The organism is Halalkalibacter sp. HAAS-P014 (assembly GCF_056619965.1).
The window spans coordinates 22,627-37,246 of the sequence record NZ_JBWQTV010000002.1 but is presented as its reverse complement, the minus strand read 5'-3'; the positions used below and the strand labels follow the sequence as shown (position 1 = coordinate 37,246).

Genomic DNA, 14,620 nt, shown 5'->3' with positions numbered 1-14,620 from the left:
GAAGCATAAATAGACAAAATTTAACCCTCGCGTTCCAGAAGCACTGAAACTCCTTGGCCACCGGCACAACAAAAAGTTATTAACCCAAACCGATCTTGTCGTCTATTAAGTTCTGAGACCATTTTAGCGACTAAAATTCCACCTGTAGCAGCAAGTGGATGTCCCAAAGCGATTGCACCACCATTTACATTTAATTTACCTTTATCAATCTCTAACTGTTTCACAACTGAGATAGCTTGAGAGGCAAAAGCTTCATTTAATTCAATTAAATCAATTTCATTAAGAGTCATTTTTTTGTTATATAATAGCTTTCTTGTTGCTGGTACTGGTCCTATTCCCATTATTGCTGGCTCTACCCCTGCTGCTGCATAACCTCGAAAAGTTGCCAGTATCGGCAGTCCCAATTTTCTTGCTTTGTTTTTTTCCATCACAACCATAGCACTTGCCCCATCGGAATATGGAGAACTATTTCCTGCGGTTACTACACCACCTTCGACACCACTTACAACTGGAAGCTTTGCCAATTGTTCTAGTGTAGTAGTTGAACGCATTGTCTCATCTCTTTCGATTAATACCGATTTCCCTTTCCCTAAGTTCACTTCAACGGGAATAATGTGATCCGCAAACAACCCCTTTTCCCAGGCACGAGCTGCTTTTTGCTGACTCCACAAAGCAAACTCATCCACCTCTGCCCTTGAAATATTATATTTATTTGCTAGATTCTCTGCTGTAACTAGCATATTCACTTCTCCAAATTGTACAGGTGAAGTAATTGGGGCATCAATTGAATTCATAGGTGACATTGAATAAGCTTGATTGGGCTTCTCAAACATTACTAGCCTTTGAGTATCTGAATTTACACCACCAACAACGAGACAATCATGGTTTCCCGACTCTATAAACATTGCTGCATACGCTAACCCATTTATTGACGTTCCACATTGTCTATCAATAGTTATAGCTGGTACTTCTATTGGTATACCAGCTTCTAATGCAGCTACTCTCGCCATATTATTATATTGTAATGCAGTCAAATTACCAAAAATTACTTCATCAATTATAGTAGGGTCGATATTTGCTTGAGAGACAGCTTCTTTTATTGCTATTGCAGCTAACTTTTCTGGTTTGACTGGCGTAAAACCTCCACGATATTTCCCTACTGGTGTTCTAACAGTGGATACAATTACAGCTTCTCGTTTCATAACTATTTCATCCCACTCCACTCTAAACTATTAAATTAAATATTATAACTGAATGCAATTACAAAATAATTCTAGTTCATTCAGTCATCTATTAGCAAAAAACAGAATGAACTAGGTTACGATCAAATTTCACTTTTCACTAATGATGGAACGACACAATTTTCTAACACCCCTAAATTAACGCTTCCATCTGGTGTTCTCACCTCACAGCGAATCACATCTCCATCTTTTAAGTATCCAGGGTGACTTTTCTGTTCTTGAATAATCTTTTTCTTCACTTCTGGATCCGTATGGGGGCTTGACAATTCCCCTAACTCCTCAAAGGATAGTTTCATCCCTACGCCACCCGGAGTTCCAGTCATTAACAAATCACCAGGAGAGAAGTCCATAAGATCAGATAATTCCGTCAATGTTTCTTCTGGTTTATACATTAGATGAGAAGTGTTTGATTGCTGTCGCACTTCTCCGTTCACTGTTAATTTGACATCTAAATCGTGAATGATAGACAATTCATCTTTGTCGAATAAATAAAGATATGGTCCAGTTGGACAAAAAGTCCGGAAACTCTTTCCTTTATACCACTGGTTTTGTGAAAATTGAAAGTCCCGAGCCGTAATGTCGTTTGTAATTACCATCCCTGCGACATACTCATGAATATTGCTTTCATTCACTTCAACCTTTCCCTTAATTTCTTTACCGATCACTAAACCGACTTCAATTTCATAATCTAACAGTTCTACATATGATGGACGTATAATATCATTCTTAGGCCCAGTTAAACAACTATCCGCTTTTGTAAAGATTAAATTAAATGGGGAACGCTTTTCATCTAATCCAGCTTCCACTCTATGGGCAGAATAATTGGCTCCTTGGCAAATAATACGAGCTGGTTGAGTAATAGGGCTTAATAATTCAACTTCACTTATCGGTAATGACTCACTTCCACTATTAACTGCGTGCTTCAATTCAGAAAGTCCTTTACTTAATAATTTATTTAAGTTTTCATAATTACTTCGAATAGGGTAAATACTTTCTCCCTTTAGTACACCCCACTCATAATTGCCTTCATTTTTAAATCGAACAACATAAATCCCCATCTCTTTTTTCCTCCTAACAATTATTCATACAACTTATTAATATTATTATATTATCAACCTCGAGCAACTGTCAACAATAAATAATATTAAATTATTTTAAAATGAATAGCACTATTATTTTTACGAGTCAACTAAAAAAACAACTCCAATATGAGAAGTGTTGTTAATATTTTATAAGTAAATTAGAGTAAAGCTTTCCAAGGGATTTCAATTGACTCCACCACTTTAAGTAGGATTGCGAGCATTATTCATCCCACTGTTTTTCCAGAATTTAATGATGGTTATGATCCATTACTAGATGGTGATCAATAGGTTATATGTTTTACAACTCCTGCTGAGTAACTAAGAAAAGTGACTCCGTTATAATGGAGTCACTTTTCCAAACCAATAACATTGAAACTTCAAACAAACCTTTTACTTGTTTACAATACTCCATTGTATTCTTACATATGATTCGGTAAAAACAATACAATCTCTGGGAATACAAAAAGCAACGTAATGAGTAAGAAGATAGGGATTAAAAACAAAATTGATCCTTTATATATTTCATTCACCTTTAAATTCGGAGCAACCCCATTTAAAACAAAGACATTCATTCCCACTGGAGGTGTAATGAGACTAGCTTCTACTAAAATACAAAGAATGACACCAAACCATATCAAATCGAATCCAAGAACTTCTACAACCGGCAGTACAATAGGTGCTGTCACTGCTACAGCTGCCATTGCATCCATAAATGCGCCTAAAATAAGATACAAAAGGACAATGAAGAGAAAAACGATTAAAATTGGCATTCCCGTATCGGACAAGAAAGAGGAAAGCATGTTAGGCAACCTTGAGATTGTTAATAAATGACTTAATGTCATAGCTGAAAGCAAAATGGCATATGCAAAACCCGAGACACGAATTGTACTTGATACAATCTCAGCAAATGTGTCTCGATCTAACTTTCTTTTTAATACGGCAATAATCATTGCAAAAAATGCACCTACTCCTGCTGCTTCAGTTGGACCAAACGCTCCAAGATACATTCCACCTACCACGACAATAAACAATATTACAATCCAAATCACACTTCTTAATGCTAATAGTCGCTCCCTCCATGTAAAAGACGTAATGACAGGGGCAGAATTTGGACTTACTCGCGCATATACATGCACGAGAACCATATATAAAATAGCTAAAATGATTCCAGGGATCAGTCCAGCAATTAATAACTTTCCTATGTGTTGATTTGATAGCATTCCATACACAATCATGAATGTACTCGGTGGAATTAGAATGCCTAACGTACCTCCTGCAACAATTGAACCTCCTGTTAAAGGTTTACTGTATTTAAATTTCAGCATCTCTTTCGATGAAATAACTCCCATTGAGGCAGTCGTAGCAATACTAGAGCCTGAAGCTGCAGAAAATACAGCTGAGGCTCCTACTGTCGCCATTCCTAAGCCACCTTTTGTTTTACCGAACCAATTTCGAAATGCTTCGTAAAGTTGTCCACTTATTCCTGTTTTGTTTAAGGTTTCACCCATTAAAACAAACATTGGAATCGTAACAAGCAAATAATTAATACTCTGATTCCATATAACAGATTCTACAACCGCAAATAGTACATCTCCACCCTTTAAATACAAAATTCCTAACATTGCCGGTAAAAACATTGAAATTGCAATCGGTACCCGGAGAATCATAAGGGTAAACATTATAACCAAAGTAAGGACTCCTACTAATTCTTCACCCATTTAACTTCACCTTCTCCCCATAACTATTGACATTTGGCATTTTTCTAATATGAAAAATGATTTGATTTAATGCTGCTAATGCCCATGTTAAAAATCCAAGTGAAGCAATAAATTTCAGTAAATAAAAAGGGATTTGGAGAAGAAGTGTTGAACGATTTGATTCAATAAGGTTGTGCAGAGCGCCATTAAAAAAAACATAAGCAATTAGGACACAAACGAAAAAAGTCATTATATAACTAGAAAGCTCAAAAATCTTTTGAACTCGTCTAGGCATTCGTTCTACGACAAACTCTATAGAAATATGACCTTTTTGTGTTTGCGTATAAACGACAGCAAACATAATTAGTACAAATTGTAAAACTTCAATAATTTCTACATTTCCTGTTAATGGATAGCCTATTAGACGAAATACAGTACCAATTGTTATTACAAACATAATTAGAACTAAAATAGTCATTGAAATCCATTTTAACAGCAGGGTCAACTTTTCAATGATGCTCGAGATAAAATGCATCCTGATCACCTCATAAAATTAATAGGCTGGCTACAAGTAATCTCTAGCACTATATTACTGTGATAAAGATACCCTACAGCCAGCCGAAAACACTATCGAATCATACTAAAACGGAACTTCAGATCCATTTTCTTTTAAAATTTCTTTAAATTGATTGACCATCTCATCACCTGGATAGCCTTTCTCATTAGCTGTTTTCACCCAACTTTCCCATACTGGCTCTGCATTCTTTTGAAGTTTCGTTAATTCATCCTCTGTTAGCTCAATGAATCCATCATCATTATTCAATTTCTCTTCACTTGTTTTCGCTATATCTTTAATCGCAATTTCATCGTGTTTTTTCGAGCTTTCTAGTAGAAGTCTAGCAAATTCTGGATTAATCTCTTCTTCAAACAACGTACTCAATTCATTAGGAAGTGAATCATAAAAAGCTTGATTCATAACGGGAATCGTTTGAACACTCCTAATTGGCACATTTAAGAAATACGGTGCTACTTCAGGCAAATAAAGATCACGTGCAGTCACCGTTCCTGTAAGCACAGAATCGATTATACTTTTATCTAAAGCATTGTATAGTTCTTCTAATGTAACTTGTGTTGGTACTGCTTCAAGTTCATTATAAAGCGCTACATCACTATCACTTGAAGCTCTTATCTGTACTCCTTTAAAATCTTCTACTTGCTTGATCGGTTTAGTACTTAAAAAATACGATGGTGGTCCAGTTGCAATTCCCATATAGAGGACATCTGACCAAATATCATCTTGATATAATGATGAGAATTGTTGTATAACTTTAGAATCAATCTCAAGATCTCCTGTGCTAGCAAAAGGTAGATCAGCTACGGTAATTGGGAAGAACTCAGTATCTTGATAATAAAGAGAAACCATTAAACCAACATCATAAACACCATTTGAAACATCTTCTAGTACAGTATTTGAACTCCCTAGTGTTCCATTGTGATACAATTGCACTTCTACTTGCCCATCTGTTCTTTCTTCTACAAATTCCTTCCACGGTTCAAATACATCCTTAGTTATATCGGATGTGCTTGGATAATAATTTCCTACACTTATAGTAATTTTTTCTTCAGAACCTCCCTCACTAGTTGAAGTGTCACTCCCACACCCTACAAGTAATAGGCCTACAATACTAAGAACGCTAACTACTTTTAATAGACTCCATATTCTCATCATTCGTTCACCAACACCTTTTTATCATGGTTTGAAAAAAAAGAATTATATACTAGATTTTTCGAACTGCCCCAAAATACCACAGCGCTACTTTTTGAATTTTGCGATAAATAAAACTATTATAATGCATTACACCACCTTCCAATTATGTGGTGATTATTATTTCTCCTTTTGGAGCAATGGAGAAATTTGACTATCCATTGTGAACTTAGCTGCCATACCAAAATCGACATTTATATTGACACCGCTTACATAATTAGCCATTCCACTGTTCAAAAACAACATAACCGATGCCATCTGTTCTGGATCAGCTTCATAACCAGCTGGAGAAACGGCCATTTGACTATCTCTACTTCGACCAACAATTTCATTGAAATCGTCATGCATTGGTGTTCTAGTTGCTCCTGGACTTATCGTGTTAATCCTGATTTTATCTGCAGCTAAATCCCAAGAACGAAGAGTGGCGTAGATAATCATGCACTCTTTCGCAAACACATATGGTTTATTGGCCGTTGTAGGTCCCCCAATAAACAATGGGTCCTCTCCTCGTTCCATCACATAGTTTCTAGCTTCTTGCCAATCGTCTAACTGAACAAATTCCAAATAGTCACTAATATGCGATTCCCAATTCCTACCAGCCAATGAAGAGACTAATACGATCGAAGACCCTTCTTTCATCTTCGGAATCGCTTTTTCAACAAAATACTTCGCACCTATAAAATTAATGGTGACGACATCCAGAGGATCGAAGTTGTTTCCTAGATAAGTAATTCCTGCGATACCAGCACAATGGAAGATACAGTCTATATCATTTGGTAACTGTGCGACAGCAGCATCTATCGAATCTTTGTCTCCTAAATTTATCGGAATGTACGTCTCAATATTTCCTTCTACTTCCTTGATATCTAGTGCATAGATTTCTGCACCTACTTCTCCTATTAATTTCGTAACAGCTTCCCCCATACCGGATGCAGCACCGGTAATGACTACTTTTTTTCCCTTATAATCAATCATGTTATAATTGTTCATTCTTTAACCCCTTTCACGCATTAGTTCTTGCCACAAGATAATAGACAATTTAGATGTCTTCTTCTTTATCTACATGCCATAGACCTTATCATGTAGACTATTACCATTTCACCCCCTTTCACGTATTTCGAGATTTTCTACAATGCTAATGATTTACCTAATAGTCCATAGATAAAAGGACTTTTGTAACCCTAATTCTTTCAACAAAGGTTCAGAGATGCCACTTCAAAAGTAACTTATTGTGGCTATCAAACACTAAACTTTTCTTAACCTCCATGCAAATGAATATAAATTTACTACATCTCCTTTTTAATTGATAACAAACTTATTCCTATTAATCAGTATGCTGATTAATAGGAATGAAAAACTTTTAGATCATATTTTCTGAAGGAGTAATTTATCTAGTTGACGTAAAGTTTGCCATAATTTCTTGACTATACATATTAATCAGCATACTGACTAATTGGCGTTTTGAACCTTTTTTACTGTTTTAGTGTAACAAAAGGTTTAATTAAAATCAATATTTTTTTATAATTCAAAAAATTCAAATGATTCATCTTGGAATAACAACAAAAGTGGTAGAGTTCTGCATTAAACCCTACCACATATAACTTAATTTAGATCACAAACTTATTGTCTCTATTGTACATGATTAGACTCATTACTCGTATCCACCTTATACCAACTATGTTCTTTATGTGTTTCCTTACTATCACTTTCACCAATAACCTTATAGCTCACAATAATAACAACCAATATCGCAATCGCACTCAATACCCAAGCTGAGACTAATTTCGTCATCATCTACAATCTCTCCATTTCTTTCATGGAAAATTTTGTTTTTTGTAACCTCAATGCGTTTAAAACAACGGAAACAGAACTGAATGCCATCGCTGCCCCGGCTACCCAAGGAGCTAATAACCCTATAGCTGCTACCGGAATTCCAAGTGAGTTATAAACAAAGGCAAAAAATAAGTTTTGCTTGATGTTCACCATCGTTTTTCGACTCATTAAAATCGCATCAGCGACACTATTTAAATCTCCACGCATCAGTGTGATATCAGCTGCTTCAATTGCAACATCAGTACCTGTACCAATTGCCATACCAATATCAGCTACAGCAAGGGCGGGCGCATCATTTAAGCCATCCCCAACCATCGCAACTTTCTTCCCTTCTGCTTGGAGCTTTTCAATTACTGCACTCTTTTCTTCCGGGAGAACTTCAGCAATAACATGGTCAATCCCCACTTGACTAGCAATTGCCTTTGCTGTTCTTTCGTTATCTCCAGTTAGCATGATTACTTCTAATCCTATTTTGTGTAGTCTAGCTATTGCTTGTTTGGACGTATCCTTAACTGTATCTGCAACGGCCACAATTCCAGTGTATACACCATTTACTGCAATCAGCATAGCTGTTTTTCCTTCTATTTCAATTCGCGTCATCGTTTCATTCGCTGCTTCATAAGAAATACCTTCATCTTCTAATAACTTCCTCGTTCCGACTAAGATCCTATCTCCTTTTACAATTGAGCGAATTCCATGTCCTGGAATTGCTTCAAATTGCTCTGAATCAGATAAGCTTTGTCCTGCATCTGTTACGTGGCGAACAATTGCTTGTGCTAATGGATGCTCTGATTTACTCTCAGCTGATGCCACTAAATCAAGGAGCGCATCATCTTGCAGCTTGCTTTCATTTATAAAATCCGTAACTGTCGGTTCCCCTTTAGTAACTGTACCCGTTTTATCAAGAACAACTGTTTCAATTGATTGAGTACTTTCAAGATGCTCTCCCCCTTTAAAAAGCAATCCGAGTTCAGCCGCTCGACCAGAGCCTGCCATAATCGATGTTGGTGTTGCAAGGCCAAGAGCACATGGACATGCAATGACGAGAATCGAAATGGTTGGAATGAGCGCAGCTCCTAAATTTCCTGGAGTAACAAAGAAATACCAAACAACAAATGATAGAATTGCAATCATGACAACGACAGGAACGAAGATACCCGATACTTTATCGGTCATTCGCTGAATATTGGCTTTTGACCCTTGAGCATTTTCAACAATTTTTATAATTTGTGATAATGCTGTATCCTTCCCAACCTTTGTTGCTTCCACCGTTAATGAACCATTTTTATTAATCGTTGATCCGATCACAGAGTCGCCTTTTATTTTGTCAATTGGAATACTTTCTCCTGTGATCATCGATTCGTCAACAGCAGAATGCCCCTCTAAAATAATTCCATCAACTGGAATTTTTTCACCGGGCTTTACAAGTAAATGGTCACCTACTTGAACTTCTTCAAGGGCGATTGTAACCATCTCACCTTCTCTTAACACCGTTGCCGTTTTTACTTGAAGACCAAGTAATTTCTGAATCGCTTGGCTCGTTTTTCCTTTTGCTCGAGCTTCAAAAAGCTTTCCTAATACGATCAATGTAATAATGACTGCAGATGTTTCAAAATAGAGATCTGGCATCATAATTCCTTGTTGCATTGCTTCAATGCCTAGATAAATACTATAAAAATACGCTGCTGATGTACCGAGTGCAACGAGTACATCCATATTGGCGCTTTTATTACGTAATGCTTTATAGGCTCCCACATAAAACTGCGCACCGACAATAAATTGAACTGGAGTCGCTAGCGCTAATTGTACCCAAGGATTCATGAACATTTCCGGCATCCAAATAAACGCTGTGAATTCAAAATGAGTAACCATTGACCAAAAAAGTGGAATCGTTAAAATTGCTGCAAATAAAAACTTCCCTAATTGAGCTTCCATTTCTCTTTCTTTAGTATCTTTATGCGCAGTAGTATCTTTTTTTTCTTCTAATCGATACCCGACCTTTTCGACAGCCTCTATCATCTCAGATGGTTCTACGACTCCATCAAAATATTCAACTGTAGCGGTTTCAAGGGCTAAATTGACCGTTGCCTCTTTTACACCATTTATGCGATTTAACTTTTTCTCTACACGAGTGGAACAAGCAGCGCAGGTCATACCACTCACAACAAAATCAGCTTTCACCACTTGAACATGATATCCGAGTTTCTCTACCTTTTCGTTAATTTCAGATAAACTAAGCTTATCTGGAATATACGTAACACTTGCTCTTTCTGTAGCAAGATTGACATTAGCTGTTTGTACCCCCTCCAAGCGATTTAACCCTTTCTCAACTCGGGTAGAACAAGCAGCACAAGTCATGCCTGATATCGCTATCGTGACATCCCGTTCTTTTGCCATAATACTTCCTCCTCCCCATACCCCCTTAGGGTATGTGTTAATTAATAATAAAACGCGCTCTTAGGCACGTTTATTATTAATTAAACTACATCATATCCCTGATCTTCTATCTCTTCTTTAATTGTATCTAATGCAATATTTTCTTTATTGTATTCTACATCAACATTGCCATTCTTTAGATCTACATTAACAGAATGAACTCCATTTAATTTCCCTACGCTTCCTTCCACTGCCAAAACACAGTGATTACAAGACATCCCTTTTACTTGAATTGTTGTTTTTTCCATGTTGACTACCACCTTTAATTAAGATTATATGGCCATACTACCATACCACCCTAGGGTAATCAAGAAAACAAAATGTCCAATTTATGTTTTAGTTAAACGCTCAATTACATCCATCAATTCAGTTATCGATTCTTCTCCACTTCCACTTTTAATAGCGTCTGCTACACAATGTTTTGTATGGTTTTCCATCAATTGTAAACTCACTTTTTTCATAGCTGCATTAATTGCAGAAATTTGAATTAAAATATCAACACAGTACCGATCATTTTCAACCATATTTTGAATTCCACGCACTTGTCCTTCAATTCGTTTCAGTCGATTCACTAACTGCTCTTTATCACGAGAATGTCGATGATCAACCTGTTTTAATTCAATTTCCTTTGACATCGGCAAATCTCCTCTCAACACGTTTTCTTACTTCAACTATCATACATTATTTGTTGTTTGTCAATGACAACTAGCCATATACAGAATGTCTATGTTCGATTGGCAAAATCTCTTCTTCCGGGAAAAAAGTATCTACTTTTTCTAGCGCTATAAAGACAAAAAACACGAGTAATAACGCAATCAATGGATTTCTCAGAAACGTAACAAGCACTGATTTCGACTTTTGATGAAATAGACGAACTGTAATAAGTAAGATAATGAAACTGATCATGAATAAAAATTTTAATAGGGTATCTTCTTGACCAATCGGTGACATTTCACCGATCATTGCCCCCATCATTCCTCCCATTAAACCAGCTATCATGCCTTCAAGGGTGGCAATTAAATGAGTTGGCAAACCTATAAAAGCCCCGATTGTCATTCCAATAACAATTCCAAGTATGGTCGACTGAACAAAATCCCCTCTTAATAACATCCCCATCATCGCCCCAAAAAGGATCCCGGCTGTTGTTCCTCCAGCCATTGCTGTCATCATTAAACTCATTTGTGATCCTTTTCGATTTTGGACAATGACTACATAATAACAAACAAATAAACACGTCGAAGCAATGAAAAAAAGAAGCAATCCTGATGACATCTAAGTTCCTCCTAAAGCCCTTTTTATCATCCTATTTTAAGACTAAGTGGATTAGTACAAGTTATTCACTTCGACGTCGAACTAAAAAAGAAGAGGGTATCCAAATTATAGGATCCCCCTTTCTACTAATTTACAAGCAAATTCCCCATTTCAGGAATCTCTTGGATAATACGCTCTATCGGAATGGCAAGCCCATGCCCTTCTTCTCGGCTTCCTATCGATGGAACTGTCCTAGCATAAACAACTCCAACCACTTCTCCACCCTCAGATAAAACTGGGCTTCCACTATGTCCCGGAAAGATGTTATTAGAAATTCTCAAAACTTGGTAGGGGTCTTCATCATTTAAAATTTCCCCTTCATTGACGATCTGCGTTTGTGACAAGGGACTTCCAATTACATAAATCTTCTCCTGTAGAGCGGCATCCTCGACACGTATAGGCAAATACGGTAATTGATCTCCATCTACCTTTAAAAGAGCTACATCGAGATCTTCCTTTGACTTTACTACATTCGCATGAAATATACCCCCATCTGGAAAAACAACCGCTAGTGGTTCACGATTGAAAATGACATGATGATTTGTCAGTACATAGCCATCAGGATGAAAAGCAAATCCTGTTCCACGTCCTCCATTTCCTTGAATCGTCACAACAGCATCTTTCCATTCAGCAATGTGTTCTTCCTGACTAAGCTCATCAGAGATTTGAGCTAATTCACGTTGATCTTGTGAAAATAAATTAAACCAAATATTGACCACTTGCATGATCAAGACAAAAGCAATACCTACAGCAATGAAGCGAATAATAACCTTTTTAGACTTTTTCTGTTTTAGCTCCTCTTCAGTTTCTTCCTCATCAAAAAGAAAATCCTCAGGGGCCGGTACATACTCTTCATCATCATCTCGTCGATTATCATCTTTCATCCAGTTCACCTACTTCCTCGGGCTGAACTCCACATGTTTAGTTTACATAACCTTATTATAGTGAAGTTAGGAATGGAACTACATTACTCTACTGAATTAACTGGTGTCTTCGGAGCTTCGCCACCTAATACAGCTATAATGTTATCTGCAGCCATTTCAGCCATAGCTTCCCTTGCCTCAACCGTCGCATTTCCTATATGAGGAGTTAATATGACATTATCTAATGTCTTTAATCCTTCTGTAACTGCCGGTTCAAATTCAAATACATCCAGACCTGCCCCTGTAATTTGTCTATTTACTAAAGCTTCCACTAGTGCTTCTTCATGTACAAGAGGGCCTCTAGCTAAATTCAATAAATACGCTGAACGTTTCATTAAAGAAAGTTCCTCTTTACTTATGAAATGTTTTAACGATGGATGATAGCTCATATGTAAGCTAACAACATCCGCTTCCTGCAGCAATGCTTGTTTTTCTACATATGTACAATCTAACCTTTCTTCTTCTTCGTTTGTTAATCGGGTACGGTTATGATAAATCACATTCATATCAAATGCGTGTGCCATCTGAACGACCTTTTTCCCGATGTTTCCCATACCAAAAATACCTAACGTTTTCCCACGAAGTTCTGTCCCTAAATGAAAAAGGGGCGCCCATCCTTCAAATTTTCCAGCTCTTGTTACTTTGTCACCTTCTACTAAACGTCTAGATAAGGAGATAAGCAGTCCCATTGTCAATTCAGCTGTTGCATATGTGGATACAACAGGGGTATTTGTTACATGAATATGGTTTCGTGTCGCTGTTTCTACATCAATATTATTAAAGCCCGCACCATAATTTGCAATAATCTTCAAATTTGGAGTAGATTCAATAATTTCCTGATCAATCGTATCAGATAATATTGATAAAATAGCTTCTTTCCCTTCTACCATTTTCAAAATTTCTGTCTTTGTTAATGGTGTAACGTCATGATTCATCGTTACTCGAAAATATTTACTTAGCTTTTCATATGCGATATCAGGAATTTTCCCTAGTACTGCTACTTCTTTCACATTTACACTCCCTCTCTGTATCATCATTTCCATTTTAGCAAAAATGAAAGCGATATTACATATTTATAGAGGCATTACATGGTAAACTGATATACACAAATATTGGTCGCTTTACCGAATTTGCTTTATACTAGAAACAAACAAGCGAGATACAGGAGGAACTTATGGAGGTTATTACGTTACATAAAGTGCAGAGCATCATAGATTCATTTGCCAATCAAGACGTTTACTTACACTTAGAAACGACAAATGGTGCTTATGCTTCACACTTTGATGAGTCATTTTTCTCAGTAGGTGCTTACATTCGCAATGCACAAATTAACTATGAACACGGAAAAATCATTGGGGATGGACCATACCGGGTAGGTCTGAAACTTAACATCGGCTGGGTATACGCTGAAGGCGTAACTCACTTTGAACTAGATGAACTTGGTCGTCTATTAATTGCTGGACATGGAAATGACGGAAAGCTAGCTGTAGCACTGCAAGTTAGCAAAACACCGTTTGAATAGAGAGGAGCAATAAACATTGAAAAAAGAACGACAAATCCTTGTTATCTTCCCACATCCAGATGATGAAGCATTTGGTGTATCTGGGACGATTGCCATGCATATTGCGAATGGTACCCCAGTTACATACGCTTGTTTAACATTAGGAGAAATGGGAAGAAACTTAGGAAACCCACCATTTGCAACTAGAGAATCCCTTCCGAAAATTCGAAGAAAAGAACTATTAAAAGCAGCTGAAGTAATGGGAATTGATGATCTACGCATGTTGGGCTTCCGAGACAAAACGATAGAATTTGAAGATGATGAAAAAATGACGCTCACCATGAGTAATTTGATTGATGAGCTCAACCCATCACTAGTAATCACATTTTACCCTGGATATTCTGTCCACCCTGACCACGAGGCAACAGCACGTGCCGTCATTCGTGCCGTTAGCAGATTGGAAGAGAGTAAACGTCCAACTGTCCACTGTGTTGCCTTTTCAAATGGACATGAAGAAGAAATCGGGCCTGCAGATGTCGTCATCAATATATCTCAATATGCAGAACAAAAGAAAGCTGCGATTCGCGCCCACATCTCACAAACAGCATGGATGCTAGAAGAAATGGAACCAAAATGGGATAGTGGCGACCAAGTAGCACTCGAATGGTTACATTTAGAACGTTTTTGGACATACCGATTTTAAAAGTGAGTGAAAGAAAAACAGGAGGGGTTCTTTATTGAAGCCCTCTTTTTCGTTCTTGATTAAAGCGCCTAGCACCTTCCCTCTTGTACCTACATGTTCTTGTTTTCAAACTCTCCTCTTTGAGGCAC

The 14,620-nt window shown here is 37.1% G+C and carries 15 protein-coding genes; 2 read left to right on the top strand and 13 right to left on the bottom strand.

Features of this window, described 5'->3' with window-relative positions; translation table 11 throughout:
• Positions 1 to 20: 20 nt before the first annotated feature.
• From AC1FXZ_RS00930 to AC1FXZ_RS00870, 13 genes are all read right to left on the bottom strand, one after another.
• A complete protein-coding gene (locus AC1FXZ_RS00930) occupies positions 21 to 1,202 on the bottom strand; it encodes a thiolase family protein (RefSeq protein ID WP_480050101.1) in 1,182 nt (393 codons plus the stop codon).
• Positions 1,203 to 1,324: 122 nt separating this feature from the next.
• Entirely contained in the window at positions 1,325 to 2,299 is a 975-nt protein-coding gene (locus AC1FXZ_RS00925; protein ID WP_480050099.1) for a fumarylacetoacetate hydrolase family protein, read from the bottom strand.
• 443 nt (positions 2,300 to 2,742) lie between these two features.
• Positions 2,743 to 4,041 carry a TRAP transporter large permease gene (locus AC1FXZ_RS00920; RefSeq protein WP_480050097.1) on the bottom strand — a complete coding sequence of 433 codons (1,299 nt, stop codon included), beginning with the start codon at positions 4,039 to 4,041 and terminating at the stop codon, positions 2,743 to 2,745.
• Positions 4,034 to 4,555: a TRAP transporter small permease gene (locus AC1FXZ_RS00915; protein WP_480050095.1), complete on the bottom strand. Its 522-nt coding sequence runs from the start codon at positions 4,553 to 4,555 to the stop codon at positions 4,034 to 4,036. The genes AC1FXZ_RS00920 and AC1FXZ_RS00915 overlap by 8 nt, the downstream gene beginning before the upstream one ends.
• 105 nt (positions 4,556 to 4,660) lie before the next feature.
• Positions 4,661 to 5,749 (bottom strand): TRAP transporter substrate-binding protein DctP, encoded by a 1,089-nt coding sequence (gene dctP, locus AC1FXZ_RS00910; RefSeq protein WP_480050093.1) that lies wholly within the window; start codon positions 5,747 to 5,749, stop codon positions 4,661 to 4,663.
• A 156-nt stretch (positions 5,750 to 5,905) separates the two neighbouring features.
• Positions 5,906 to 6,775 carry an SDR family oxidoreductase gene (locus AC1FXZ_RS00905; protein WP_480050091.1) on the bottom strand — a complete coding sequence of 290 codons (870 nt, stop codon included), beginning with the start codon at positions 6,773 to 6,775 and terminating at the stop codon, positions 5,906 to 5,908.
• Positions 6,776 to 7,414: 639 nt separating this feature from the next.
• Positions 7,415 to 7,579 carry a hypothetical protein gene (locus tag AC1FXZ_RS00900; protein ID WP_480050089.1) on the bottom strand — a complete coding sequence of 55 codons (165 nt, stop codon included), beginning with the start codon at positions 7,577 to 7,579 and terminating at the stop codon, positions 7,415 to 7,417.
• Positions 7,580 to 10,015, bottom strand: a complete 2,436-nt coding sequence (locus tag AC1FXZ_RS00895) for a heavy metal translocating P-type ATPase (protein ID WP_480050087.1) — start codon at positions 10,013 to 10,015, stop codon at positions 7,580 to 7,582.
• Positions 10,016 to 10,095: 80 nt separating this feature from the next.
• Complete coding sequence (gene copZ / locus AC1FXZ_RS00890; protein WP_480050085.1) at positions 10,096 to 10,302, bottom strand: copper chaperone CopZ; 207 nt, start codon at positions 10,300 to 10,302, stop codon at positions 10,096 to 10,098.
• A gap of 81 nt (positions 10,303 to 10,383) precedes the next feature.
• On the bottom strand, positions 10,384 to 10,689 hold the full coding sequence (locus AC1FXZ_RS00885; RefSeq protein ID WP_480050083.1) for a metal-sensing transcriptional repressor: 306 nt from the start codon (positions 10,687 to 10,689) through the stop codon (positions 10,384 to 10,386).
• Positions 10,690 to 10,759: 70 nt separating this feature from the next.
• Complete coding sequence (locus AC1FXZ_RS00880; protein ID WP_480050081.1) at positions 10,760 to 11,326, bottom strand: hypothetical protein; 567 nt, start codon at positions 11,324 to 11,326, stop codon at positions 10,760 to 10,762.
• A 125-nt stretch (positions 11,327 to 11,451) separates the two neighbouring features.
• Positions 11,452 to 12,249, bottom strand: coding sequence for a S1C family serine protease (locus AC1FXZ_RS00875; RefSeq protein ID WP_480050079.1), 798 nt, complete (start codon positions 12,247 to 12,249; stop codon positions 11,452 to 11,454).
• A gap of 83 nt (positions 12,250 to 12,332) precedes the next feature.
• Positions 12,333 to 13,325: an NAD(P)-dependent oxidoreductase gene (locus AC1FXZ_RS00870; RefSeq protein ID WP_480050077.1), complete on the bottom strand. Its 993-nt coding sequence runs from the start codon at positions 13,323 to 13,325 to the stop codon at positions 12,333 to 12,335.
• Between the two features lie 137 nt (positions 13,326 to 13,462).
• On the opposite strand from AC1FXZ_RS00870, the gene AC1FXZ_RS00865 reads away from it, so the two are divergent.
• Positions 13,463 to 13,810 carry a YojF family protein gene (locus AC1FXZ_RS00865; protein WP_480050076.1) on the top strand — a complete coding sequence of 116 codons (348 nt, stop codon included), beginning with the start codon at positions 13,463 to 13,465 and terminating at the stop codon, positions 13,808 to 13,810.
• 16 nt (positions 13,811 to 13,826) lie between these two features.
• The gene (gene bshB2, locus AC1FXZ_RS00860; protein ID WP_480050074.1) at positions 13,827 to 14,492 is read left to right on the top strand and encodes a bacillithiol biosynthesis deacetylase BshB2; all 666 of its coding nucleotides are present in this window, start codon (positions 13,827 to 13,829) and stop codon (positions 14,490 to 14,492) included.
• The last annotated feature ends 128 nt before the right edge of the window (positions 14,493 to 14,620 follow it).